The 24,829-nt window shown below is 66.3% G+C and carries 23 protein-coding genes, 1 tRNA gene and 1 pseudogene; 12 read left to right on the top strand and 13 right to left on the bottom strand.

Going from position 1 to position 24,829, the window contains the following annotated elements:
* Positions 1 to 3 precede the first annotated feature (3 nt).
* Genes ligD through ku form a run of 3 tightly spaced genes read right to left on the bottom strand, consistent with a single transcriptional unit; the run spans position 4 to position 3,964 of the window.
* Complete coding sequence (gene ligD, locus ACWPMX_RS00760) at positions 4 to 2,622, bottom strand: DNA ligase D (RefSeq protein ID WP_455698142.1); 2,619 nt, start codon at positions 2,620 to 2,622, stop codon at positions 4 to 6.
* Positions 2,619 to 3,089: an MgtC/SapB family protein gene (locus tag ACWPMX_RS00765; RefSeq protein WP_455698143.1), complete on the bottom strand. Its 471-nt coding sequence runs from the start codon at positions 3,087 to 3,089 to the stop codon at positions 2,619 to 2,621. Before ACWPMX_RS00765 ends, ligD begins: the two co-directional genes overlap by 4 nt.
* A complete protein-coding gene (gene ku / locus ACWPMX_RS00770; RefSeq protein WP_455698144.1) occupies positions 3,089 to 3,964 on the bottom strand; it encodes a non-homologous end joining protein Ku in 876 nt (291 codons plus the stop codon). The genes ACWPMX_RS00765 and ku overlap by 1 nt, the downstream gene beginning before the upstream one ends.
* Before the next feature lie 81 nt (positions 3,965 to 4,045).
* Between ku and ACWPMX_RS00775 the strand changes: the two genes are divergently transcribed.
* Positions 4,046 to 4,486 carry a DUF2721 domain-containing protein gene (locus ACWPMX_RS00775; protein ID WP_455698145.1) on the top strand — a complete coding sequence of 147 codons (441 nt, stop codon included), beginning with the start codon at positions 4,046 to 4,048 and terminating at the stop codon, positions 4,484 to 4,486.
* Here ACWPMX_RS00775 and ACWPMX_RS00780 read toward each other — a convergent pair.
* The 4 genes from ACWPMX_RS00780 to ACWPMX_RS00795 form a co-directional block, all read right to left on the bottom strand.
* Positions 4,483 to 4,788, bottom strand: a complete 306-nt coding sequence (locus ACWPMX_RS00780) for a polyhydroxyalkanoic acid system family protein (RefSeq protein ID WP_455698146.1) — start codon at positions 4,786 to 4,788, stop codon at positions 4,483 to 4,485. The two genes, ACWPMX_RS00775 and ACWPMX_RS00780, sit on opposite strands and share 4 nt — an antisense overlap.
* Positions 4,788 to 5,591 (bottom strand): hypothetical protein, encoded by an 804-nt coding sequence (locus tag ACWPMX_RS00785; RefSeq protein WP_455698147.1) that lies wholly within the window; start codon positions 5,589 to 5,591, stop codon positions 4,788 to 4,790. Before ACWPMX_RS00785 ends, ACWPMX_RS00780 begins: the two co-directional genes overlap by 1 nt.
* An 18-nt stretch (positions 5,592 to 5,609) precedes the next feature.
* A complete protein-coding gene (locus tag ACWPMX_RS00790) occupies positions 5,610 to 6,809 on the bottom strand; it encodes a toxic anion resistance protein (RefSeq protein WP_455698148.1) in 1,200 nt (399 codons plus the stop codon).
* A 119-nt stretch (positions 6,810 to 6,928) separates the two neighbouring features.
* Positions 6,929 to 8,683: a fatty acyl-AMP ligase gene (locus ACWPMX_RS00795; RefSeq protein ID WP_455698149.1), complete on the bottom strand. Its 1,755-nt coding sequence runs from the start codon at positions 8,681 to 8,683 to the stop codon at positions 6,929 to 6,931.
* A 133-nt stretch (positions 8,684 to 8,816) separates the two neighbouring features.
* Between ACWPMX_RS00795 and ACWPMX_RS00800 the strand changes: the two genes are divergently transcribed.
* From ACWPMX_RS00800 to ACWPMX_RS00815, 4 genes and pseudogenes are all read left to right on the top strand, one after another.
* Positions 8,817 to 9,374 carry a regulatory protein RecX gene (locus tag ACWPMX_RS00800; RefSeq protein WP_455698150.1) on the top strand — a complete coding sequence of 186 codons (558 nt, stop codon included), beginning with the start codon at positions 8,817 to 8,819 and terminating at the stop codon, positions 9,372 to 9,374.
* On the top strand, positions 9,371 to 9,850 hold the full coding sequence (locus ACWPMX_RS00805; RefSeq protein WP_455698151.1) for a DUF192 domain-containing protein: 480 nt from the start codon (positions 9,371 to 9,373) through the stop codon (positions 9,848 to 9,850). The genes ACWPMX_RS00800 and ACWPMX_RS00805 overlap by 4 nt, the downstream gene beginning before the upstream one ends.
* A gap of 41 nt (positions 9,851 to 9,891) precedes the next feature.
* On the top strand, positions 9,892 to 10,305 hold the full coding sequence (locus ACWPMX_RS00810) for an NADH:ubiquinone oxidoreductase subunit NDUFA12 (protein WP_455698152.1): 414 nt from the start codon (positions 9,892 to 9,894) through the stop codon (positions 10,303 to 10,305).
* Positions 10,306 to 10,523: 218 nt separating this feature from the next.
* Positions 10,524 to 10,700 (top strand): annotated as a pseudogene (locus ACWPMX_RS00815) (DUF2155 domain-containing protein); the annotation flags it as partial.
* 35 nt (positions 10,701 to 10,735) lie between these two features.
* On the opposite strand, the gene aat reads toward ACWPMX_RS00815, so the two are convergent.
* Positions 10,736 to 11,455 carry a leucyl/phenylalanyl-tRNA--protein transferase gene (gene aat / locus ACWPMX_RS00820; protein ID WP_455698153.1) on the bottom strand — a complete coding sequence of 240 codons (720 nt, stop codon included), beginning with the start codon at positions 11,453 to 11,455 and terminating at the stop codon, positions 10,736 to 10,738.
* Between the two features lie 80 nt (positions 11,456 to 11,535).
* On the opposite strand from aat, the gene ACWPMX_RS00825 reads away from it, so the two are divergent.
* The 4 genes from ACWPMX_RS00825 (at position 11,536) to nusG (ending at position 12,915) form a co-directional block, all read left to right on the top strand.
* Positions 11,536 to 11,611, top strand: a tRNA-Trp gene (locus tag ACWPMX_RS00825).
* A gap of 192 nt (positions 11,612 to 11,803) precedes the next feature.
* Positions 11,804 to 11,953, top strand: coding sequence for a hypothetical protein (locus ACWPMX_RS00830; protein ID WP_455698154.1), 150 nt, complete (start codon positions 11,804 to 11,806; stop codon positions 11,951 to 11,953).
* Between the two features lie 205 nt (positions 11,954 to 12,158).
* The gene (secE, locus tag ACWPMX_RS00835) at positions 12,159 to 12,353 is read left to right on the top strand and encodes a preprotein translocase subunit SecE (RefSeq protein ID WP_455698155.1); all 195 of its coding nucleotides are present in this window, start codon (positions 12,159 to 12,161) and stop codon (positions 12,351 to 12,353) included.
* A 25-nt stretch (positions 12,354 to 12,378) separates the two neighbouring features.
* Complete coding sequence (gene nusG / locus ACWPMX_RS00840) at positions 12,379 to 12,915, top strand: transcription termination/antitermination protein NusG (RefSeq protein ID WP_455698156.1); 537 nt, start codon at positions 12,379 to 12,381, stop codon at positions 12,913 to 12,915.
* A gap of 38 nt (positions 12,916 to 12,953) precedes the next feature.
* On the opposite strand, the gene ACWPMX_RS00845 is transcribed toward nusG, so the two are convergent.
* Entirely contained in the window at positions 12,954 to 14,003 is a 1,050-nt protein-coding gene (locus ACWPMX_RS00845) for an aspartyl protease family protein (RefSeq protein ID WP_455698157.1), read from the bottom strand.
* A gap of 275 nt (positions 14,004 to 14,278) precedes the next feature.
* Here ACWPMX_RS00845 and rplK point away from each other — a divergent pair, with 275 nt between their 5' ends.
* Both rplK and rplA read left to right on the top strand, forming a co-directional pair.
* Positions 14,279 to 14,710 carry a 50S ribosomal protein L11 gene (gene rplK / locus ACWPMX_RS00850; protein ID WP_455698158.1) on the top strand — a complete coding sequence of 144 codons (432 nt, stop codon included), beginning with the start codon at positions 14,279 to 14,281 and terminating at the stop codon, positions 14,708 to 14,710.
* Positions 14,711 to 14,714: 4 nt separating this feature from the next.
* A complete protein-coding gene (gene rplA / locus ACWPMX_RS00855) occupies positions 14,715 to 15,410 on the top strand; it encodes a 50S ribosomal protein L1 (RefSeq protein ID WP_455698159.1) in 696 nt (231 codons plus the stop codon).
* Between the two features lie 175 nt (positions 15,411 to 15,585).
* On the opposite strand, the gene ACWPMX_RS00860 is transcribed toward rplA, so the two are convergent.
* The 4 genes from ACWPMX_RS00860 to ACWPMX_RS00875 are packed head-to-tail and all read right to left on the bottom strand — an operon-like array spanning position 15,586 to position 21,150.
* On the bottom strand, positions 15,586 to 16,362 hold the full coding sequence (locus ACWPMX_RS00860; protein WP_455698160.1) for a competence/damage-inducible protein A: 777 nt from the start codon (positions 16,360 to 16,362) through the stop codon (positions 15,586 to 15,588).
* Positions 16,363 to 16,400: 38 nt separating this feature from the next.
* Positions 16,401 to 17,891, bottom strand: coding sequence for a flavin-containing monooxygenase (locus ACWPMX_RS00865; RefSeq protein WP_455698161.1), 1,491 nt, complete (start codon positions 17,889 to 17,891; stop codon positions 16,401 to 16,403).
* 57 nt (positions 17,892 to 17,948) lie between these two features.
* Entirely contained in the window at positions 17,949 to 18,803 is an 855-nt protein-coding gene (gene purU / locus ACWPMX_RS00870; RefSeq protein ID WP_455698162.1) for a formyltetrahydrofolate deformylase, read from the bottom strand.
* Between the two features lie 7 nt (positions 18,804 to 18,810).
* Positions 18,811 to 21,150: a DUF305 domain-containing protein gene (locus tag ACWPMX_RS00875; protein ID WP_455698163.1), complete on the bottom strand. Its 2,340-nt coding sequence runs from the start codon at positions 21,148 to 21,150 to the stop codon at positions 18,811 to 18,813.
* A gap of 167 nt (positions 21,151 to 21,317) precedes the next feature.
* Here ACWPMX_RS00875 and ACWPMX_RS00880 point away from each other — a divergent pair, with 167 nt between their 5' ends.
* The gene (locus ACWPMX_RS00880; protein WP_455698164.1) at positions 21,318 to 24,734 is read left to right on the top strand and encodes an amidohydrolase family protein; all 3,417 of its coding nucleotides are present in this window, start codon (positions 21,318 to 21,320) and stop codon (positions 24,732 to 24,734) included.
* Positions 24,735 to 24,829: the final 95 nt, after the last annotated feature.

The following is a 24,829-nucleotide window of genomic DNA, read 5'->3' on the forward strand; positions in this document are numbered from 1 at the left end:
GACTTAAAGGTCCGGCAGCGCTTGTTCGGCAAAGCCCCAACCGGTGAGCGCCTTGCTTTTGGCACGGGTGAGTAGCTTCTTCGCGTCCGAGATCGAGAACGGATGCGCGTCGGAAAAATCCTTGAGCTCGCCCCAGGCGATCGGGATCGCGATCGGCGCGTTCTCCCGCGCGCGGGCGGAATAGGGCAGCACGGCGGTGCTGCCGCGCTGGTTGCGCAGCCAGTCGATGAAGATCTTCCCCTTGCGCTTGGCCTTGCTCATGGTGGCGACGAAGCGCTCCGGTTCGGCCAGCGAGAGCGCTTCGGCGAAGCGCCTGGCGAAATCCTTGTGCGCGTCCCACGAATGGCCCGGCGTGAGCGGAACCACCACGTGCACGCCCTTGCCACCCGAGAGCATCGGGTAGCTGGCAAGGCCGAGGTCGGACAGCCGGTCGTGGATGTCCTTCGCCGCCGCCTTCACGTCGCCGAAGTCGAGCCCTTCGTCGGGGTCGAGGTCGAAGATCATCCGGTCGGGCTTTTCGACCGCATCGGACCGCGAACCCCAGCCGTGGAATTCGATCGTGCCCATCTGCACGCAGGCAACGAGGCCCGCGGCATCCTCGATGTAGAGATAGTCCTCCGCCCCGCCGTCCTTTTCGGTGATCGGGACATGGTGGACGTGCGGTCCGAACGAGCCGCTGTCGTGCTTCTGGAAGAAGCACTTCTTGCCGCGACCCTGCGGACAGCGGACGAGGCTGATCGGCCGCCGCGCCGCCCACGGCAGCATGAGCGGGCCGATCGCCTCGTAGTAGTCGGCAAGTTCGCCCTTGGTCTGCCCGCTTTCGGGAAAGATCACCCGGTTTCGGCTGGAAACTTCGACCGGCTCGTCCGCCTCGGGCGCGGGCTGCGGCGTTTCGGGCGTGACTTTGGCGGCCGCCTTGTCGCCGCGCAGGCCGAGGAAGCTGCCGTGGCGCACGTTTCCGTCGGCGGTAAATTCGGCAAAGGCGATTTCCGCGACGAGCTTCGGCGCGAGCCAGGTGACTCCGCGCGCGGCGACCCGGTCGACCTCGGCGGCAGGCTCCTTGCGCTCGATCTTGGCAAACTTCGCAGCGAGATCGGCCATCGTACCGGCGTCGAACCCGGTGCCGACGTTACCCTTGTAGACGAGGCGTTTGCCTTCGTGCTGGGCAAGCAGGAGCGAAGAGAACGGTCGCCCCTTGGCGCTCGACTTCTTCCAGCCGATCACCACGAATTCCTGCCGCCGGGTGCACTTCACCTTGACCCAGCTCTTCGTGCGCGCCGAGCGATAGGGGGCGTCGATCGCCTTCGAGATGATGCCCTCCTGCCCCGCGTCGCACATCGCCTTGAACAGCTTCTCGCCCGCGCCGAGAACGTGGTCGGCGACGTGGATCGGCGGCTCGGCGAGCTTGAGCAGCGCTTCCAGCCGTTCCTTGCGCTCGATGTTGGGCAGTTTCGCCAGGTCCTCGCCATTGGCCGACAGCAGGTCGAAGGCGTGGAAGCTCAGCTTGTCCGTCGCCGTCTGCGAACCGTGCCCGCGTTTGAGCACCGCCTGCAACGACGAGAAGTCGGGATTTCCGTCGCTTCCGTAGGCGACGATCTCGCCATCGATCAGGCACGGCGGCAGGTCGAGTGCGGCGACCGCCTCGACCAGCGGCGCGAACTTGTCGGTCCAGTCCTTGCCGCTGCGGGTATAGACCCGAACATCCGCGCCCGCCGCGGCGATCTGCGCGCGGTAGCCGTCGAATTTGATCTCGTGCATCCAGCGGTTGCCCGCCGGAACGCTGTCGACCAGCGTGGCGAGTTGCGGAGCGCGGAATTTCGGTGGCTTTGTTCCTCCCCGCGACGGGGAGGGGGACCGTGCCGCACCGCGGCGGGGTGGAGGCGCACCCTCGGCCGTCGTGACACCATCGACCGGTACCCCTCCACTAGCCTCGCTGGTTCCCCTCCCCCGGCGGGGGATGACTTTTGCATTGTGGTCCGCCGCCTTGGCCATCTCGGCCGCGAAAGCCTTGCCCTTCTTGCCCGCGAGCGAATGCGCCCCGCCCGAGTCGGCCTCGATCTCGGCCATCGTGCGCCCGGTGAGGACGCTGGTGAGTGCGTGTTCGACCAGCGGGTCGCCCTCTTCGGAGAACTTGTCCTCGACCTTGCGCAGCAGCCAGTTCTCGCGCTTCTCGCCCGGGCGGGGCTTGAGGCGGATGAGGATCCACTCGCCGTTCATCCGCTCACCCTCGAGCGTGAAGTGCAGGTGCCCCTTGTCGATGTCGCGCCAGCTTTTGCCCTCGACCGGCTCCCACGTGCCCTTGTCCCACAGCATCACCGTGCCGCCGCCGTATTCGCCCTTGGGTATCGAGCCTTCGAACTCGGCGTACGACAGCGGGTGATCCTCGGTCCGCACGGCGAGGCGCTTGATCTCGGGGTCGGGGCTGGGGCCCTTCGTGACGGCCCAGCTCTTGAGCACGCCGTCCGCCTCGATCCGGAAATCCCAGTGGAGCCGTGTCGCGTCGTGCTTCTGGACGATGAAACGGTTGCCGGTTTCGCTGGTCGCGCGCTTGCCGGCCGGTTCGGCAGTCCTTTTGAAGTCCCGCTTCCGGTTGTATTCCTTGAGCGGGTCGGCACGGCTCATTTGGTGAAGTCCTCGTCGGGCCAGTACCGCCGCGCGATCACGCCGAGGATGGTTAGCATCAGTAGCGAGATCACCGATCCCATCAGCACCAGCGGCCACTGGCCCGCACCGCAGGCGATGCCGATCACCGCGGTCAGCCACAGGTGGGCTGCGGTGGTGAGGTTCTTCACCTTGCCCCGGCTGAACACGATCAGCCCCGCGCCGACGATGCCGATGAACGATCCGGTCGCCTCGAAGATGCGCAGAACATCGGCGCCCTGACCGCCCGCCTGGTTGTAGAGCGCGATCATCGACACGGTCATCGTGGCGGACGATACGCAGATCAGCCCGTGGGTGCGCATACCCGCCGCGCGGCCGCGCACCTCGCGGTCGAGCCCGAGCAACAGGCCGAGTATTGCCGCCACGCCGATCCGCAGGAGGATATCGGTGTCGATCCAGTGAACAAGGACCGGCGGGTTGAGCTCCATCAGGCGCGCTTCCTCGCCGTGGCGGCGGGCGCGGCCTTTTTCGCCGCGGCTTTCCTTGAGGGTTCCTTGGCGGCTGGTGCCTTCTCCTTGCCACCGACCGACTGCTTCAGCGCGGCCATCAGGTCGATCACGTTCGACTTGCCCGAAGGTGCAGGCTCGTCGACATCCTCGAGCACCTTCTTGCCCTTCGACTTCGCCTTCTTGGCGACCAGCTTCTTGAGCGCGTCGACATAGCGGTCGTGGAACTCGCCCGCATCGAACGGAGCGGTCTTCTGGTCGATCAGCGAACCGGCGAGGTCGAGCATGGCCTTGGCCGGTTTCGAAGTCGCGATGTCCTTGAAGTACCCCTGCGCGGTGCGGACCTCGTCCTCGTAGCGCAGCGTCTCCATCACGATGCCTTTGCCGCACGGCTTGAGGGACACGAGCTGCTCGCGCCCGCGCACCGAAAGCTGGCCCAGCGCGACCTTTTTCTTCGCCTTCAGCGCATCGCGCAGCACGATGAACGCCTCTTCGGCCAGTTCATCCTGTGGGACGACGTAGTAAGGCTTCTCGAAGTAGAACACGTCGATCTCGTTCGCGTCGACGAACTGGACCAGCTCGAGCGTGCGCTTGCTTTCGACCTTCGCCGCCTCGATCTCGTCGTCGTCAAGGAGCACGAAGTTGCCCTTCGACACCTCGTAGCCCTTGACGATTTCGTCGCGATCGACCGGGCCGATCCCGGCGACGACCTTCTCGTAGTTGATCGGTTTGCCGCTCGGTTCGTGGATCTGGCGAAAGCTGATCGACGCGCCCGACTTGGTCGCGGGATAAATCTCCACCGGTATCGATACGAGCGCCAGTCGGATCTGGCCCTGCCAATAGGCGCGTGCCGCCATGATGTTTCCCCTTTTCACCATGCTCGACTCGCAGGGCGGCAAATCGTTTCCAAAGCAGAGCGGGAAAGCTATTCGGCGGCCATGATCGCGCAGACCATCCAGCTCGCGCTCGCACCGGTGTTCGTGCTGGTGGCGATCGGCAACATCATGAACCTGCTCTCGAGCCGGCTCGGCCGCGTGGTCGACCGCAGCCGCGCCTTGCAGAATCGCCACGGCGAGACCGAGGGCATGGCGCACGACGAGGTGGTGCGGGAAATCCGCCTGATCGACCGGAGAATCAACCTGATCGGGCGCGCGCTGCGGCTGCTGGTCACGAGCGGCCTTGCGGTTGGCCTGACGGTGGCGCTGCTGTTCCTCGAGGAACTGGCGCGGGTCGATCTGCAGCGGATCGCGGCGGGCACTTTCCTGCTCGCGGTCGGCCTGATGATGTGGGCGCTGGTGCTGTTCCTGCGCGAGACGCAGGCGGCGTCCGACGCGTTGCGGATTCCCGACGAGTACCTCGAGCGGGATCGTCCCCTTTAGTGCCTGGGCGGGGCGAGTAGCTTTTCGCCCTGCTGGCGGATGGCGCCCGAAATCATCGGTTCGATGAACGACAGCGCAGGCGGCAGGTCGACGTTGAGGACGACCTGTCCCTCCTCGATATCGACGTTGGCGGTCAACGTCTGGCCCATCGCGCCGATGTCCATCACCATGCGGTCCTCGCTCGGCCAGCGGGTCGAGACCATGCCGCCACCGGGAATGTGATCGCCGACCGAGCTGGTGTTGGACCGCAGCCGCTCGCGCACGGTCGGTTTGTCGAGGCTGTGGGGGATGGCGACGCGCATCAGGCGATGTCCTTGGTTCGATCGGGGGTTGGGTCCGGACCGGTGATTTCGGGGGCGGGCAGGGCGACATCCTCGCCGCCGTACTTGTAATCGAGGTAACGGGTCCTGATCGCCAGGTCGTCGAGCGAGCCCTCGGCGAGCTGGCGGGTTACCCGGCCCAGTTCGTCGCTGATCTTCCCGAGCCCGTTGGCGAGCTGCGCATCGGGCGTGGCCCCGGCGCGCTCCTCGGAGCGCAGGGCTTGCGGGATCTTGCGATAGCTGTCGACCATCTCGGGCAGCGTCTCGCCCACGAGGGTCCGGACCTCGCGCGCGGCGGGATGATTGGGATCGATCCCTTCGAGCTGGTGGCCGAGCGCATCGAGCTGCACGCCGATCTTGCCGACCATATCCGCGGCTGGCGCGGGTAGCGCGGGGCGCTGCGCCTCGAGCCACAGTTCGGTTCGCCCAACGAGCTGGCGGGCGTCGGCGGTGCGGGTTAGGTCGGCGCGCTGCGGCACCTTGAGCTTCGGATACTGGCCGAGGACCGCCACCGCGACCACGCTCGCGACGATCAGCGCCATCACGCCCATGAAGCCGATGCCGCTGATGATCGTGCCGACGATCCCGCTCGCCACCCACAGCGCGGCAAGCGCGATGAGGATGTTGCGAATCTTCTTGCCGAAGTGCCGCTGGCGCAGCCGCTTCGACCCTTCGCCGATCGGACGGCCGAGCGCACGCCGGTGCCGCCCGCCGTCGCGGTTGTCGTCGCGCAGGCTCCTTGCGTCCGAAAGGATACGATCCGACTGGCGGGTGAGGTCGCCCAAGTGGTTACTCCCCGATCACTATTCGGCTGTCAGGAGCTTGGATTCTTCGACAGAGGCCGAAGCGCGCGCCTGGCCTTCGGCGCGGGCGATATAGCCCTTCGACTTCTCGACCTCGGCCGACAGCGTGGTGACCGTCTGCTTCATCGAATCGAGCGCGCGCAGCTTGAACGCATCGACCTCGTCCATCGTGTCGTAGATGTTCTGGAACGCGCGCTGCAGGGTTTCGAGCGGGATCGTGCTCGCGGCGGCCTGCTCGTGGATCTTGCCGGTCTGCTCGCGCAGCAGGGTCGACGTGCTGTCGATGATGTTCGCGGTCGTGGTGTTGAGCGCGGTGATCTGGTTGAGCACCAGCCGCTGGTTGGTCATCGCCTCGGCCACGGTCACCGCCGTGCGCAGCGCACCCACGGTGGTCGTGCTCGCGCGGTCGACGCCCTTCACCAGCTCGACGTTGTTCTTCTTGACGAGATCGAGGCTGAGGTAGCCCTGCACGCTGACGGCCATCTGGGTGAGCAGGTCCTGCGTGCGCTGGCGAACATAGAACAGCGCAGTCTCGCGGATCGCCTTGGCCTTCGCCGGGTCGGTCGCGTCGAGATCGGCGGCCTTCTCCTCCAGCTTCTCGTCGAGCACCTTCGAGATGTGGATCATCTGCTCGAGGTTGCCCATCGCCTCCCACAGCTTCTGGCGCTCCACATCGATCGCGGCGTTATCCATCAGCAGCTCGTCCTTGCCGCTCGACAGGTTGCCGAGGATCGACTGAATGTGCGTCTGCGCGGACTGGTAGCTGCGGAAGTAGTTGGTCAGCTTGTTGCCGAACGGGATGATGCCGAGGATCTTGCGCGGCCCGCTCTTCGCGCCGCGCTTGCCGGGGTCGAGGTCTTCGACCACGCGGCGCAGTTCGGCGAGGTTGGCGCCCACGCCCTCGTCCTTGTCCATCGCCCGGACCGGCCGGTCGAGGAAGCGGTTGGACATGCCGGCCGCCGCCATGATTTCCTTGCGGCCCATGTTGGTGATCTGGTCGACCTTCTTGCCGAACTCGGGCGAGTTGGCATCCTGCGCGACGAGGTCGGCGACGAAGGCGTCGGCCTTTTCCTCGAGCTTGGACTTCTTCTCGTCGGTCACGGGGACCAGGCCGGATGCCTTCTCGGCGGATACGACCGGCACCGGATCGGGCGGCGTCAGTTCGAGTTCGACGGCGGTAGCGGTTTTCGTCTCGGCCATGGTTCCCTCTCGGCACCCCAAAATCGGCGCACTGTATTGCGAACATAAAACAGTTCGCGCGCGTTTCAAGGCCCGTCTAGCATTGCCAGGCGGGAGGTTGAACCGATTGTGCGCTGATTTCAGGCCGCTTCGAGCAGCTTGATCGGCTCGATCTCGCCCGCGAGGTAGAGTCGCTTGGCCTTGGCGCGGCTGAGCTTGCCCGACGAGGTGCGGGGGAGCGTGCGCGGGGGGACCAGTTCGACCACGCAATTCATGCCGGTGATCGAGCGGACCTTGTCGCGAATCTGTTCGTGCAGGCGCACGCGTTCCTCGGGGTCCGATACGCGGCAGTGGACCAGCACCGCTGGTGCTTCCTCGCCGCCCTCGGTCTCGAAGCTGAACGCGGCGACGTCGCCGTGATTGAAGCCGGGCAACTGCTCGACCGCCCACTCGATGTCCTGCGGCCAGTGGTTCTTGCCGTTGATGATGATCATGTCCTTCGCCCGTCCGACGATGAACAGGTACCCGTCGCCGAGGTAGCCCATGTCGCCGGTATCGAGCCAGACTTCGCCGTCCGCGTTGGCGACGAGGCAGTCGTTCGTCGCTTCCTCGTTGCGGAAGTAGCTGTGCATCACCGATTCGCCGCGACACCAGACCTTGCCGATCTGGTGGTCGCCCTTGAGCGCGCCGCTCTCGCCGCGGATCTCGACTTCCATGCCGGGAAGCGGCTTGCCGCAGTTGACGATGGCGCGGTAGCGCGCGGGGCGACTGAGATCGCGGTCTGCGCCCGACAGGCGCTCTTCCTCGACCAGCTCGACCCGGATGCCTTCACCCGGCGGCATCACGGTGACCGCGAGCGTCGCTTCGGCCAGGCCGTAGCTCGGCGTGAATGCGCTCGCGCGGAAGCCCGCTTCGGAAAAGGCGTTGACGAAGTTCTGCATCACGTCGGGCCGGATCATGTCGGCCCCGTTGCCCGCGGTGCGCCAGCGCGACAGGTCGAAGCGTTCGGACACATGGCTCTGCGACGAGATGCGCCGCGCGCAGATGTCGTAACCGAAGGTCGGCGAATAGCTCATCGTGTTGCCGGGATTGCGGCTGATGAGGTCGAGCCAGGCGAGCGGGCGGCGCGCGAAGTGCTCGGTTTTCAGATAGTCGCAACTGACCTGATTGGCGATCGGCGAGAGGAAACAGCCGACGAGTCCCATGTCGTGGTACCACGGCAGCCAGCTCACCACGCGGTCGTTGGTGCCGAGGTCGACCCCGGTCGCGTGGCCATAGAGGTTGTGCAGCAGCGCGCGGTGAGTGACCGCGACCCCGGTGGGGAAGCGGGTCGAGCCGCTCGAATACTGGAGGTAGCAGATATCGTCGGGCGAAAGCGCGGGCAGTTCCACCTCGGGCGCGTCGTTCTCGGCGAACTCTTCCCAGCTGATCCCTTGGCAGCCCTGCCGGTCGGCCGCGGCCTTGGCCATCTCGGCGATCTCGCCGGGATAGATCAGCATCTTGGGGTCTGAGCTTTCGAGCTGGACCGAAAGCTGGTCGATGTAGCTGTCCTTGCCGCCGAACGTCGTCGGCAGCGGCAGCGGCACGGGCCACGCGCCAGCATAGACGCAGCCGCAGAACAGCGCGGCGAATTCGGCGCTGGTCTCCGCCACGAGCGCGACACGGTCCTCGCGCTCGATACCCGCAGCGATCAGGCGATAGGCCATCTTCAGGGCGTCGTCGCGCATCTGAGAGAACGGATAGGGCCGCTCGAGATCGCCGCGCATGTCGTGGAAGTTGAGGCCCTTCTCGCTCAGCGCGGCATAGTCCACGGCTTCCGCAAAGGTCGCGAAGTCCGACCTGCGGCGGGGCAGGGGACAATCGTTCGGCGTCGGCTTCATCATGGTGTCGATCATATCTGGAACGAAAACCCGTTGTCTGCGCGCTCTTCAGGCGCTTCTGGAATGCAGTCCGCGTGGTGCGACCCGACGCGCGTGAGGTTCAAGGTTTCCCATTCGTTACACACTGTGGCACGAATATGGCGAAACCATGCCCGAACATCGCAATCGAGAGCGTCGTCCACCGCTTCCACTCGAGCCCCAGCGTCTCGAGGAACTGGCGCTGGCCTACGTGGCGCGCTTTGCAACGAGCGCGGCAAAAGTCGAGCAATATCTCGTTCGCAAGCTGCGCGAGCGCGGCTGGGCGGGCGAGAAACCGGCCGATCCGCGGGGGATCGTCGAGCGATTCGTTGAGCTCGGCTACATCGACGACGCGGCGTGGGCGCGCGCCAAGAGCGGCAGCCTTTTGCGGCGCGGCTACGGTACGCGCCGCGTCGACCAGACGCTGGGCGCGGCGGGCATTTCCGAGGACATTCGCGGCGAAGTACGCGGCGGCGAGGCAGAGCAGCGCCACGCCGCGATCGCGCTCGCTTCGCGGCGCCGATTCGGGCCGTGGGGAGCCGGAGCGGCCGATTCCGCCGCGCGCCAGAAGCAAATCGCCGCTATGGTGCGCGCGGGGCATGGATTCGACGCCGCCCGCGCGGTAATCGACGCTGCGAGTGTCGCCGAGGCCGAGGACTGGGCGCACGAGGTCGAGGAGATTCCATGATTCGCCTTTCGTCGCTGGCGCTCGCCGCGCTGCTTGCAGCCTGCTCGTCGCAGCCCCCCGCCGAAGCCGCAGCGACAACGCAGGCACCTGCTGCGCATCCGGTCTCGGGCCTGCGCGTCATCGCGCTGACCGTAACCACAGCAAGCGGAAGGCACGCGCTGCGCGTGGAAGTCGCCGCGACGAGCGAGGAACAGGCGCGCGGTCTCATGTTCCGCACCGAAATGGGCGTAAACGAAGGGATGATCTTCCCGCGCAATCCGCCCGACATGGCCAGCTTCTGGATGAAGAATACGCCTCTACCGCTCGACATCATCTTCATCGGCAGCGATCGGCGGGTGATCAACGTCGCCGCCAACACAGTGCCCTATTCGCTGACCCCCGTCGGCTCGGAAGGGCTGACCGGCGCGGTCCTCGAACTTAACGCGGGCCGCGCGGCGCAGCTCGGGATCGAGGCTGGCACGAAAGTCGATTGGTAGGCGCTTGGCGCTGTAGGGCGAATCGGCTAGGCGCGCGGTCCATGGGTATCCTCTCGAAGATCTTCACCTGGTGGGACGGCGCCACCATCGGCACGTCGCTGTGGAGTTCGCTCAACGGCGAGCAGGTCGGCACCGATTTCGCTGGCAACAAGTACTACCGTGCGAAGAAGCGCGTGCCCGCCGGCCAGCCCTTCGCGGGTAGCGAGCGGCGCTGGGTGATCTATTCGGGCGCCAACGACGCCAGCAACGTCCCCGCCGAATGGCACGGCTGGCTCCACGGGAGCCTTGAGGGCGTGCCCGAAAGCCATCTGCCGCCCGCGCGCATCTGGGAGGCCGACTACACCCCCAACGCCACCGGCACTCAGGCCGCCTATCGCCCGCAGGGCGCGCTCGAGCGGGGCGGCAAGCGCGCTGCGGCGACCGGCGATTACGAAGCATGGAGCCCGGACGCCTGATCGTGCGCGTGTCGCTCGTCCTCGTCGGTGCGCTGGCCCTCGCGGCCTGCAACCAGGCACCACCCGAAACGCGCGCGGTCGCTACCGACGTGCCCGAGGAAATGCGTGCGCCCAAGATGGTCCAACCGGTCGATCCGTCCGTCGGCACGGCGATGGAAGACCGCATCGCGGTGATCGGCGTGCTCAACAAGCGCAACAACCTGTCTCAGAACTTCGAGATGAAGCCGGGCGAATCACGCCGTTGGGGCGACGTCATCGTGCGCCTGTCCGCCTGCGAGCGCACCGCGCCGTGGGAATTTCCGCGCCAGACGGGCGCGTTCGCGCAGGTCTTCGTGCAGCAGGCGGGTAGCGAAACGGCAAACTGGTCGAAGGTCTTTTCGGGCTGGCTGTTCAAGGAATCGCCGAGCCTGAACGTGGTCGAACACCCGATCTACGACGTCTGGGTCAAGGACTGCAAAATGAGCTTCGACGGCGACACGCCCGCGCCCACCGCCGCTGCCTCGAGCGCGCCGAAGGCCACGGGCAGCGAAGCAGCACCCGCTCCGGCGGCTCCCGAACCCGCGCCCGCAGCCTCGCCCAGCAACGCGACGTAACGCGACTGAGGGATTTCCACCGCGCCGAGCGAGGCGAGATGTTCGGTCATGAACTGGCAGTCGAGCAGCCGCCCGCCGCCGCTCCGCATCAGCGCTACGAGCCAAGCGAGCGCGACCTTGCTGGCATCGGTGGCGCGGCTGAACATCGATTCGCCGCAGAAAACCGCCCCGAAGCCCACCCCGTAGAGCCCGCCCACCAGCTCCTCGCCCTGCCAGCACTCGATCGAATGCGCGTGGCCCTGCCGGTGGAGCTCGCGATAGCTCGCCATGATTCGCACGCTGATCCAGCTTTCGGGGTGGCCTGGCCGCGGCTGGGCACATGCCCCGATTACCGCGTCGAACGCGGCATCGCACGTCACCCGGAAGCGATCCTGGCGAATGACCTTCGCAAGCGATTTCGACAGGCGGAAGCCGTCCAGCGGCAGGATCGCGCGCCGACGCGGCTCGACCCAGAAAATCTCCGGATCGTCGCGGCTGTCCGACATCGGAAAGATGCCGTTGCGATAGGCGAGCAGCAGCAGGTCGCTGGGAATCAGGGGGCTTGCGGGGGCGTGCATGGAGTCCGTGCGATACGATAGCAGTCTTTGCCCGCTTGCGATGCGTTTCGTTTGCACCTAATGCGCGGCCTCTCCAGCGCAGGGGTGTAGCTCAGCTGGTAGAGCATCGGTCTCCAAAACCGAGGGCCACGGGTTCGAATCCTGTCACCCCTGCCAATTTCCGATTTTCGACGTCGTCTACTAACCCCGGCCGGGGAACCCGTGCGCGCGCGAAAAATATCGCCTGCGCGCGGCGGACTTACATGGTTAACAAAGGGTTAGCGGAAATTTAGCCGGGAACTCCAGCGACGAATCGTGCATTGTGATGGACAGCCGGAGGGGCAAAACATTCGGTTCATGGAGGCTCCCATGTCAGGTTTGTCGTTTCGCAGCAGCCGGCCCGATCCGTGGGTCCAGCCGCGTCCTTTCACCGATGCTTCGCAGCGCTTTCGCATGCACGGCCCGATCCGCCCGATGGAAGAGCCTAGCCTCTTCGCGCGGCTGTTCGGTTTTCGCTGAGGACATCCTCGCTCGAACGAGGGTGAGGGGCCGGCCGCCACGGCGCGACCGGCCCCGCTTGCTTTTGACCGGAGCGGGGTCTAGGGCGGCGTCGCTTTTTCCAGCAGATGAGCGACGCGAATGCCCTCCCGGACTTGAACCGGGGCGGCGCTGACCCCATCCCTGAAGAAGCGTTTCAATCTTCGGGGGCGAGAGCTTCATCATCATGGCCAAGACCAGTCCGGCAGAATTCATCTCTCAGGTGCGTGCCGAAGCGCGCAAGGTCGCGTGGCCGAGCCGCGAGGAGACGGTTCGCACCGCGATCTTCGTCGGTATCATGATGGTGATCCTGTCGGTCTTCTTCCTCGGGGTCGACACGCTGTTCGGCGCAGTAATGCGCTGGCTGCTGTCGCTCGCCTGAGCAACAACGGAACACGCGCAACATCATGGCTCGCTGGTACATCATCCACGCCTATTCCGGCTTCGAGAACAAGGTCCGCGATTCGATCATCTCGGAGGCCGAGCGCCTCGGGCTGTCCGAAGCGGTCGAGGCGGTCGAGGTTCCGACCGAAACCGTTACCGAGGTTAAGCGCGGCAAGAAGGTCCAGGTCGAACGCAAGTTCATGCCCGGCTACGTCCTCGCCAAGCTGACCATGACCGACGACGTCTACCACCTCGTCAAGAACACCCCCAAGGTCACCGGCTTCCTCGGCTCGGGCAACAAGCCCCAGGCGATTTCCGAGCGCGAAGCGGCGCGGTACTTCGGCGGGGTCGAAGCCGCCAAGTCCGAGCCCAAGAAGCACGTCAACGTCGATTACGAGATCGGCGACCAGGTCAAAGTGCTCGACGGGCCCTTCGCCAGCTTCAACGGGCTGGTCGAGGAACTCGATTTCGACAAGCAGAAGGTCAAGGTCTCGGTCTCGATCTTCGGCCGCGCAACGCCGGTCGAACTCGACTTCGAGCAGGTCGAACTGGTCAAGTAACTCGCCGGGCGGCAAGCTCGCCCATCAGCGCCAAGACGTCAGCGCCCGCAGGTCGCCTCGTTGTCGGTCGTGAGACGCGAACCGAAATTGGTGTTCGTGCTCAGCCGCACCACCGCCTCGCACTTGCGGAGTTGGAACCGCACGCGCCGGTCGCGGAAATCGAGCTGCACCTTGCGGAACACCTCCATCACGTCGGTGCCGAGGAGCAGCGACGGCTGATCGTCGATTCCGAACACCGCAAACGGCGGAATGTCGGCGAACGCTATCGGCACGTTGCGCAGGGTAATCGAGCCCAGCTTGAGCACGTCAACCCGCGCCACTTCCAGCTCGATTTCGGTTCCGGTCACGCCGATCACTCCGATCTTCGTGAATTTGCGCGATCCCCTGCGAATCAGCAGGTCGCGCAGCTTCGAATTGCCGATGGTGATTTCCGACCCGGTGTCGACCACCGCGTCGACCGGGACGGCGCCCGCCTTGACCTGCGTCAGGATCAGCTGGCCGCGCTGGAGCCGCGCACGGACGACGATCTCACCGTCCATCCTAGCTGCCGGCGTCGCGGCATCGTCGACCGAGATCTGCCGCTTTTCGAAATCGAGCATCAGGCGCTGCTCGACCAATGCGTCCAGCCCCAGCATGCCCTCGGCACCGATATCGCGTTCCTTGAGGACCGGCACCTCGAGGTTGTAGAACTGCGTGAGGCCGAGTTCGAGCTCGTCGACGAAGACCCGATTGACGAGCTGCGTGTCGGTAATTCCGTTCAGCATCGTCGGTTGGCCGGGCTTTAATTTGAGCGCGGCGGCGAGGCGCTCGCCGACGACCGAGCTGTCCGCGCCGCTATCGACCACGAAGCGATAGGGGCCTGTGTCGTTGACCTTGACCTCAACCGTCATCCGGGTGCGCAGCTTGCGCGCGTCGATTTCCTGTCCGCCCACCGCCAGTGTGTCGTCGATCCTCGCGGGTGGGAGCTCCGGCATCTTGGCGGGCGGGGCGAGCGCGTTGCCAGGCGGCGCGGTTGCCTGCGTTTGTGCAGCCGCGGCGCCGGTTGCCAGGGCGAACAGGGTTGCAGCCGCCAGTGCGGAACCCCGCATAAGCGCCAAAGCGAAATTGTGTCGGCCGGTCCTCATCCCACGCGGACGATACGGCAGGTCGGCGGTCCACGCCAATACCGTTCGACCAACGCCGCTCGTCGACGGTCCGCCTACACAATGCTTGCCTTTTCGCCCGTCGGCGCTATGTGCGCGCCTTCCCACGCGACAGCACCGGGAAATCCACGCGGGAGAGCCGCCGCAAGGCGTCTCGTTCGACCGCTTACCATGAGCCAAGGTGGAAAGCACCGAGGCGACAGTGAGAAAGGAGGCCAGTAATGGCCAAGAAGATCGACGGCTATATCAAGCTGCAGGTGCCCGCGGGCGCCGCCAACCCGTCGCCCCCGATCGGCCCCGCGCTGGGCCAGCGCGGCGTCAACATCATGGAATTCTGCAAGGCGTTCAACGCGGCGACCGGCGAGCTCGAAAAGGGCATGCCGATCCCGACCGTCATCACGGTCTACGCCGACCGCAGCTTCACCTTCGTCACGAAGACGCCCCCGGCGAGCTTCCTGATCAAGAAGGCTGCCAACCTCAAGTCGGGTTCCAAGGAGCCGGGCAAGGTCAAGGCCGGGACGATCAAACGCTCGAAGCTTTCGGAAATCGCCGAGGTGAAGATGAAGGACCTGAACGCCAACGACATCGAAATGGCGACTCGCATCATCGAGGGCTCCGCGCGCTCGATGGGCCTCGAAGTGGTGGAGGGCTGATCAGATGGCCAAGCAGAGCAAGAAGGACAAGGTCGTCGCTTCGATCGACCGTGATGCCAACTACAGCTTCGCCGATGCGCTGAAGACGCTTCGCGAACATGCCTCGAAGAAGTTCGACGAGACCCTCGAGGTCGCGATGAACCTCGGCGTCGACCCGCGCCACGCCGACCAGATGGTCCGCGGCATGGTGTCGCTGCCCTCGGGCACCGGCAAGGACGTTCGCGTGGCCGTGTTCGCCCGCGGCGACAACGCCGACAAGGCGCTTGCCGCCGGGGCCGACAAGGTCGGTGCCGAAGACCTGATGGAAGACATGCAGGCCGGTAACCTCGACTACGACCGCGTGATCGCCACCCCCGACATGATGGGTGTGGTCGGCCGTCTCGGTAAGGTGCTCGGCCCCAAGGGCCTGATGCCGAACCCGAAGCTCGGCACGGTGACCCCGAACGTGGAACAGGCCGTGAAGGACGCCAAGGGCGGGCAGGTTGAATTCCGCGTCGAAAAGCAGGGCATCATACATTCGGGCCTGGGCAAGCTGTCGTTCACCGATGAAGCGCTGAAGAAGAACTTCGACGCGCTGACCGGAGCGGTCGTGCGCTCCAAGCCCTCGGGCTCGAAGGGCAAGTACGTCCGCAAGATCTCGCTGACCACGACCATGGGCCCCGGCCTCAAGGTCGACCTGGCCGAGGTCGAAGGCGCTTAATTCGATACGCCTCAAGCGCCGGCTGTCGCGTCCGCGACCTTGGCTAACGCGCTAACCGCGCGGCGGCCGGTCGGCTTTGCGGACCTTTCAGGTCCGATGGCTTGAAAAGCGAAAGCGATACGAAAAGGGCCGGCGGAGCGATCCGCCGGCCCTCTTTGTTTGCGGCACGGTGCCATCAGATTTCGTGGCGCACCGGCGCTCGCCCCGCTTCCTCCAGAGCCTCCATCAGCGCGATGACGCAGCGGACGAGGGTGCCCGGATCGGTCGATCGCACGACGAAGTTCGCCCCCGTCCGCCCCTCGCGGAAGAACGGATAGCTGCCGATCTGGACTCCCCCCGGCGCATCGGCGAAATCCTTTTCGGTGCTCCGCAGGACATCGGCCACCTCGCTCTCGGCGGTCCAGCAGCCGATCGTCTCCGACAGGACCGGCGCGCCGCCTTCGAGGGAGCCGGTGAGCGCCTCGAGCATCCCGGCGGTGATGTGCGGTACGCCCGCCATCAGGAAGATATTGCCGATGCGGATGCCGGGTGCTCCGGTCATGCGATTGGCAATCAGTTCGGCGCCCTCGGGCGCGCGTGCCATGCGCAGCCGCGCCTCGGTCAGTTCGAGGCCGCGACCGGTATAGTACCGCTCGAGGATGGCCCGCGCTTGGGGGTGCACCACGACCGGCACGCCGAGCGCCTTCGCGACTGCATCGACGGTGATGTCGTCGTGCGTCGGGCCGATCCCCCCGGTGGTGAACAGGTAGTCGTTTCGCGCTCGCAGCGCGGCCACCGCCTCGACGATGCGATCCTCCAAATCGGGCACCACTCGGACTTCGGCAAGGCGGATACCCTGGACCTGCAGCCAACTGGCGATCTGGGCGATGTTTTTGTCGTGCGTGCGGCCGGAGAGGATCTCGTCGCCGATCACGATAAGGGCGGCAGTCCAGATGCGGTCGGTCGCGGTCATGCCGGATCGCTAGGCGAAACGGAAAGGCCGCGCCAGCCTTACTCCGCCGCCTCCAGTCGCTCCGCGCCGACCGCTCCGACATGGTCGAACCGCAGCACTCCGTCGGCGATCGGCGATGTCGCCAGCGCCTTGCGATCGAAGCGGTAATCCTGGTTCAGTCGCCACGGCAGCGTGGTCGCGCTTTTGGGCATCAGGTGCTTGCCGCGCTGGATATAGCCGCTCGAAAAGTCGAACAGATCGTCCTCGACGAGGTCATGATCTTCGGCGAGCGCCGGGGTCGCCACGTTCGCGCCGACCTGCTCCATGTGCGCGAGCACCTTGCACACGAATTCCGAATTGATGTCCGCGCGCAGCGTCCAGCTGGCATTGAGGTAGCCGAACACCACCGCGAAGTTCGGCAGGTTCGAAAACATGCAGCCCTTGTAGTAGAACCGCTCGGCAAAATCGACCGGGATGCCATCCTGGCTGACCGCGATCTTGCCCGCGATAGCGAGACTGAGGCCGGTCGCGGTCACCACGATGTCGGCGGGCAGGAAACGGCCGTCGACAAGCCGCACCCCGTCCTTTTCGAACGCGGCGATGTGGCCGGTGACGACATCGGCCTTGTCGTGGCGGATCGCCGCGAACAGGTCTTCGTCGGGCACCAGGCACAGCCGTTGGTCCCACGGGTTGTAGGGCGGGGTCCACGTGGCGGCGTCGTACCTGTCGCCGAGCGCGGCCTGGACCTTTTTGGTCAGGAACTCCTTCACCTTTTCGGGCTGGGCCTTGGCGCGCTTGAAGCCGATGTCCTGCAACAGAACGTTCTTCCAGCGGGTGATCCGATAGGCGAGCGTATCGGGCAGGAACTTGCGCAGGGTGTTGGCGATGCGATCCTTCGCGGGGCGCGAGAACATCCATGTGGGCGTCCGCTGGAGCATGGTAACCTTGGCCGCCTTGTCGCTCATCGCCGGCACCAGCGTGACCGCGGTCGCTCCTGACCCCACGACCACGACGGTCTTGCCCGCGTAATCGAGGTCCTGCGGCCAGAACTGCGGGTGGAGCACCTGCCCCTCGAACGCGGACAGGTCGAACCCCGCGTCGTAGGGATCGTCGTAGTCGTAATAGCCGGTGCCGAGGTAAAGCCAGTTCGCTGTGACGGTCTCGCGCTGGCCGCGGCGGTCGACGGTCAAGTGCCAGCACGCCTCGTCCGACCGCCAGTCTGCAGCGACCACCGTGCTTTCGAACGTGATTTTCTCGCGGATGCCGCGCTCGTCGACGATGCGGTGAAGGTATTCGAGGATTGTCGGCCCGTCGGCGATCGACTTTTCGTGCCGCCACGGCTCGAACACGAAGCCCAGCGTGTGCATGTCGCTGTCCGAGCGGATGCCGGGATAGCGGAACAGGTCCCAAGTGCCGCCCAGGTCGGCGCGCCGTTCGAGCAGCGCATAGTTGTGATGCGGGCACAACATTTCGAGGTGCGCAGCCATTCCGATGCCCGAAATCCCGGCCCCGATAATCAGCACGTCGTGGTCGCAGGCGGTCACACCCATCGTCGATCTCCCAATGCGCGGAAGGGTAGGATTATCCGTTGCAGTGTGCAACCGGAGTCAATGCGCGAAGACGACCGTCCGCGCGCCGTTGATGAACACCCGGTCTTCAAGGTGCGCTTTAACTGCGCGGGCCAACACCCTCCGTTCGACATCGCGGCCGCGCGCGACGAGGTCGTCCGGGCTGTCGCGGTGGCCGATGGCCACCACGTCCTGCGCGATGATCGGCCCTTCGTCGAGGTCGGTGGTGACGTAGTGGCTGGTCGCCCCGATCATCTTCACCCCGCGCGCGTGCGCTTGATGATAGGGCTTGGCGCCCTTGAACCCCGGCAGGAACGAGTGGTGGATGTTGATGCACCGACCGGACAGGAATGCAGCCATCTCGTCCGAAAGGATCTGCATGTAGCGGGCCAGGATGACGAGGTCCGCCCGGGCTTCCCCGACCAGCGCGCGGATCGCTGCTTCCTGCTCGGGCTTGGTCGCGGCGGTTACCGGCAGGTGGTGGAAGGGCAGGTCGCCGATGGTGGCGTGGACCAGCGCCTCGCGCGGATGGTTCGAGACGATCCCCGCAATCTCCATCCGCAATTCGCCGATGCGCTGGCGATAGAGCAGGTCGGCAAGGCAGTGATCGAACTTGCTGACAAGGATCAGCACGCGCGGCAGGTAGCCGAGGTCGCGGATTGTCCAGTCCATCCCGTTCGCCGCGCCGAGCGCTGCGAACGCGTCGCGCAGATCCTCGGGGCCGTGACCGGCCGCATCGAACTCCACCCGCATGAAGAACCGATTGGTCAGCGGATCGTCGTATTGCTCGGCATCGAGGATATTGCAGCCCCGCTCGGCCAGGAAGCCGGCGACCTGCGCGACGAGCCCCGGACGGTCGGGGCACGACAACGACAGGATGCACGGCTCGGCCATGGACGCCTCAGCCTCCCTTGCGGCTTGCTTCGGCGGCAGCGACCACCCCGGCGGGCCACGTCACCTGCGTCTGTGTCTGCGGGTTGAACACGTCGCCCGGGTACTGCGCCGCTTCGGCCGCGGCAATCTCTGCGGCGGTCAGGAACTCGCTCGGCTCGAGCGCGAAGACGTCGATCCCGCGCGCGATCTCCGTCGCGTAGATCTTGCCTTTGTACCAGTAGGCCGACCAGTAGCCGCCGGTCACGAGCTGGTCCTTGTCGACGGGGCCACGGTCGAAATAGGCGATTTCCTTGACGTTCGCCGGGTCGGTGAAGTCGATCACGCTGATGCCCCCCTGGTACCACGCCTGGACGAAGATATCGCGGCCCGGCACCGGGATGATCGAGCCGTTATGCGCGACGCAGTTTTCCTTGTCGCTCTGCGGCGCGGGCAGCTTGTAGGTGCCGCGGTAGACCAGCTTGTCGCCCTCGACCGCGTAGAAGGCGTTCGCGCCCCAGGTCGCCGGGTCGCCGGCCTGGCAGCGCGGACGGCCACCGCCGCCCCATTCGTCGGTGAACAGCACCTTCGACCCATCGTTGCTGAAGGTCGCCGAGTGCCAGTAGGCAAAGCCCTTGTCGGACACGTCGTCGATCCGCCTGGGCTTCAACGGGTTGGATACGTCGAGGATGATGCCGTTGCCCGAGCAGGCGCCGGCGGCCAGCTTCTTCGCCGGGAACACGGTGATGTCGTGGCACTGGTTGGTCTCGCTGGTGTCCTGCGTGCCCTCGCCGTGGTCGCCGCCCTTCCACAGGCCGGCGATCTGTCCGTCGGTCGCGAACACGCGCGGACGGTCGACGATGCGCGCGGCGGCGGGGTTCGCAACCGGCACCTCGATCACGTCGATCGAGAACAGCGCGGTATCGTCGCCCGGCTTGTCGGTGCAGATCGTCAGTTCCTCGGTCCTGCGCACGCCGCCGGTGCCCGAGGCGTAGATGACGAGGCGCTTGTCGTCGGCGCTGACGATCGAGTGGGTGTGGCTGCCGCGGCAGGTCTGGATCTGGCCGACCTGGCGAGGAACGGCGGGATCGGAGATGTCGAACAGTCGCAGGCCGCGGAACCGCTCGCTGCTCGCCAGGGTCATGTTGCCCTGCAGCCCGCAGTCGATGCGGCCGCGGCCTTCCTCGACGCTCATGACGAGGAGCTTGCCGGCGATCGAGACGTCTCCTTGGCCACCCGGGCAGACCACCGAACTGACGAGGCTGGGCATCCCGTCGGCGGCCAACCTGTAGACGTTGAATCCGTGGTAGTTGCCCGCGACCATCAGGTCGCCCGCGAACGCTATGTCGGTGTTCGCGAAGTCGAGCATCGAACCGCGGTCGGACAGCTTCGGCTTTTCGGGTTCGCGCTCGTCGAGCGCGAGCGACTTCGGGTCGCTGGCGTCGAAGGGCTTTTCGTCCTTCTTGTCGGCGGGCTTGCCTTCGGCCTTGGCCTTTGCCTCCTTCTCGAGTTCCTCCTTCGACTTCGCGGCGGGAAGCTGCAGGCCGGCGGGATTGAGCGGGTCGTAGAAGCCGGCGGGCTTTTCGAGGCTGGCGAGCTTCTTCAGCCCGCTGATCGCTTCGCCCGCATCGCGGAACCCGGGCTTCAGCGTGGCGCGCGGATCCGCCGACAGCGTCGCAAGGCGCTTGTTCATGCGGGTGATCTCCGCCTCCTGGTCGCTGACCACGTCGGCGGTGAACTGGTTCATCTCGGGGTCCGAAGCGGTACCGTACCAATCGAGGAGGTTCTTCGTCATGGTCACCGCGCCGCGGTGGTGCGAGATCATGAGCTGCAGGAACATGCGGTCGAACGCGGTGTCCTTCGACGCGGCGAGGGCGGTCATCTGCTGCGGTGTCGCCATGCCTTCCATGATGACCATGCCCTTGGCGGCCGACGGCATCTCGTGGCCCATCGCCGAGTGATCCATACCCGAGTGATCCATCGGCATCTCGCGGCCCATGCCCGGCATCGCGAGCGGCTCGCCGCGGCTGGTCAGCCAGTCGGTCATGAACTTCATCTCGTCCGCCTGGCTCGCGGCGATGCGGCGGGCAATGCGGCGGATGTCTGCATTCGTGGTGCGTGCATCGACCAGCGCGGCCATCTCGGTCGCCTGCTTATGGTGGCCGATCATGTGCTGCATGTAGGCGACGTCGCCGGGGGAATAGCGCATGTCGGCGAGCTTGATCGCGTCCTCGGCGGTCAGAACCCGGCCCGGCTGCCCGGGAGCGCCCGGCTGCAGGATTTGGGGTTGCGCGGAAACCGCGGTGCCGGTGCACAGGGCGGCGCCCGCAAGCAGTGCGGCGCGCAGGCGCGCGGAAAGTCGAACGGTCATGTGAAATGTCCCCAGTGAATCTGCTGGTTGCTTTGTCACGCGCGCTCCGGGGAACGTCAAGCGTGCCGCGCCCGGGCCGTATGCCGTTGGTCGATTAGCGGGGTGACGTTCGTCGGCGCGCGCCCTAGACCTTTATGCAGAGAGACAAATCCAGGGGCTGCCTTCACATGAAATCATCCGTCGCTTCGGTTCTTGCCGGACTGTTCGCCGCGTCTGCCGTGCACGCGCAGGAAGCCGCGCCGCCCGCCCCCACGCCGGTCGAGGCGACCCAGGCGCCCGAGAACGAAGCCACCGACCCCGACACCCAGACCGGCAAGCTGCCGCTGCCCGGAAGCGGTCAGCGCGCCGCCGCGACCCCCGCGCCCGCCGCCGCGACTCCCGCAGACGACAAGTGGGACGTGACCGCCCCGCGCGGCGCGAACCTGCGGCAGGCGACGATCCGCACCGACGAGGGTACGTGGATGGACGTCGACGTCAGCCCCGACGGGCGGACGGTCGCGTTCTCGCTGCTAGGCGACATCTACACGATGCCCATCGGCGGCGGCACGCCGACGCGCATTTCCGACGGCCTCGCTTGGGAAGTGCAGCCGCGCTTCAGCCCCGACGGGCGTCGCATCGCCTTCGTCACCGATCGCGGCGGCGGCGACAACATCTGGATCATGAACGCCGACGGATCGAACAAGGTCGCGCTGACCAAGGAGGACTTCCGCCTCCTCAATCAGCCGAACTGGAGCCCGGACGGCCAGTTCATCGTCGCCAAAAAGCATTTCACCACCGGCCGTTCGGCGGGCACGGGCGAGGTGTGGCTCTACCACGTGTCGGGCGGGGGCGGCGTGAAGCTCGTCGCGCGGCCCAACGAGCAGCACCAGAAGGAACTGGGCGAGCCGATCTTCGCGCCCGACGGCAAGTCGGTCTATTTCACCAGGAACAACACCCCCGGCCCGATCTTCGAATATGCGCAGGATTCGACGCAAGGCATCTTCGAGATCGAGCGCTACGACATCGCCACCGGCGAAACGACGGGCGCGGTCGCGGGCCTCGGCGGAGCGGTCCGTCCGACGCCAGCGCCTGACGGCAAGTCGATCGCATTCGTCCGCCGCGACGCCGAGAAGACCGGGCTGTGGGTCAAGGACCTGACCAGCGGGATCGAGCGCAAGCTGACTGACGAACTCGACCGTGACGTGCAGGAGACCTGGGCGGTCACCGGCGTCTATCCGAACATGGACTGGACGCCCGACAGCCGCGAGATCGTGTTCTGGTCGGGCGGCAAGCTTCGCCGGATCGCTGCGGCTGGCGGCACTTCGCGCGTGATCCCGTTTCGCGTCGACGACACCCGCGCCATCGCCGACGCCCCGCACCCGCGCATCCCGGTGGGCGAGGCGAGCTTCCAGTCCAAGATGGTGCGGTTCGCGCAAGTGTCGCCCGACGGGCGGCAGGTGGTCTACGAAACGCTCGGCCAGCTTTGGCTGCGCCCTGTGGGCGGCGGTGCGCCGAAGCGACTGGTCTCGGGGGGCGGTGACGCGCTCGAGCTTTACCCGTCTTGGTCGCGCGACGGAAAGCGTATCGCCTTCGTCTCGTGGACGGACAGCGGCCTCGGCAAGGTAATGGTCGTGCCCGCCGGTGGCGGCGCGGCGCGGGCGCTGACCACGCAGCCCGGCCACTACGCGAGCCCCGCTTGGTCGCCCGGCGGCACCACCGTCGTGTTCGAAAAGCGAGGGGGCGGCTTCGTCACCTCGCCGGACTGGTCGGAGAACCCCGGCGTCTACCGCGTACCGGCAGGGGGCGGCGCGCCGGTGCTCGTCGGTCGCGGCAACAGCTCGCCCCAGTTCGGCGCGGACGGGACGCGGCTGTTCATGATCGGCAGCGATAAGGGCAAGCAGCAGCTGGTCTCGACCGACCTCAACGGCGAAGCGAAGCGGGTCCACGCCGAAGGAGAGCTGGTGAACGATTTCTCGGTTTCGCCGGACGGGCGCACGATCGCCTTTCGCCAGAACTACGAAGTCTTCGCGATGCCGCTGATGCCCGGCGGGCAGGCAGTGACCGTCGACGAGAAATCGGGCGCGCTTCCGGTCACCAAGGTCTCGAGTGGCGGGGCCGACTGGATCCACTGGTCGAACGGCGGCGCGCAGCTTCACTGGAGCCTTGGCCCGACGGTCTACACCGCAGCGCGCGGGGCGTTCTTCGCCGATGCGCCGCTGGGCAAGGATGCGCCCAAGTTCGTGACGCCGACCTCGGGCATCGCGCTCGGGCGCACGGTCACCGCTGCAAAGCCGCGCGGCACCGTCGCGCTGGTCGGCGCGCGGGTGCTGACGATGACGGGCGAGGGCGCGGGCGCGATCGATGACGGCGTGGTGGTGATCGAAGGCGACCGCATCGCGGCGGTCGGCCCGCGCGGCTCGACCTCGGTCCCGGCAGGCGCGACGGTCATCGATACGGCGGGCAAGACGATCATGCCCGGCCTGATCGACGCCCACGCCCATGGTGCGCAGGGCGAGGGCGAGCTGGTGCCGCAGCAGAACTGGGCGCTGATTCAGGCGCTCGCGATGGGCAGCACGACGATCCACGATCCCAGTGCTCGCCCGGCGCAGATCTTCGCCGCGTCAGAACGCCAGCGCGCCGGGCTGATGCTCGGCCCGCGCATCTTCTCGACCGGCGAGATCGTCTACGGCGCCAAGGCGGCGGACGTATACGCGCGGATCGACAGCTACGAGGATGCGCTCGCGCACATCAAGCGGCTCAAGGCCCAAGGCGCGGTTTCGATCAAGAACTACAACCAGCCCCGGCGCGAGCAGCGCCAACAGGTCGTTGCCGCTGCGCGGGCCGAGGACATGCTGGTCGTGGCCGAAGGTGGCAGCCTCTTCGGCATGGACATGAACCTGGTCGCCGACGGCAACTCGACCGTGGAGCACAACGTGCCGGTCGAGCGGTTCTACGAGGACGTGCTCCAGTTCTGGCAGCAGTCGCAGTCCAACAACACGCCCACGCTCGTGGTCACCTACGGCGGGCTTGCGGGCGACCCCTACTGGCGGCAGGCAACCAACGTGTGGGAGAACCCGCTGATGGTCCACACGCCGCCCAAGCAGTTGCTGGCGGATACCGCGCGCCGCACGACGGCGCCTGAGTGGGCCTTCGTCGACGACGACAATGCGCGAGAGGCGAAGAAGCTGGCCGAGCGGGGCGTCAAGGTCGCCATCGGTGCGCACGGGCAGCAGCCGGGCGTAGCGGCGCACTGGGAGCTGTGGAGCTTCGTGCGCGGCGGGATGACCCCGATCGAGGCGCTAAGGGCGGGCACGATCGTCTCCGCCCAGTCGCTCGGCATGGACCGCGACATCGGCAGCCTCGAACCGGGCAAGCTCGCCGACCTCGTCGTACTCGATGCCGATCCCAGTGCCGACATCCGCAACTCGGACAAGATCGCCCGCGTCATGGTCGGCGGCCGCCTCTACGACGCGAAGACGATGAACGAGGTCGGCACCGGCACCGCGCAGCGCGCGCCCTACTGGTGGGAGAACGGCGGCGCGGGCGGCTCGGACTCACCGGGTCGTGCTGCGACCGACAGCCACGGTGACGGGGACGCGCACTAGCGCGCCTACCTAGTTTGCAACCCCCGCACGTCCTGAGCCTGTCGAAGGACGCTTCGCCAACACTGGCGCAGCGCAACACCCTTCGACAGGCTCAG

It is taken from the genome of Tsuneonella sp. HG094 (assembly GCF_053819285.1).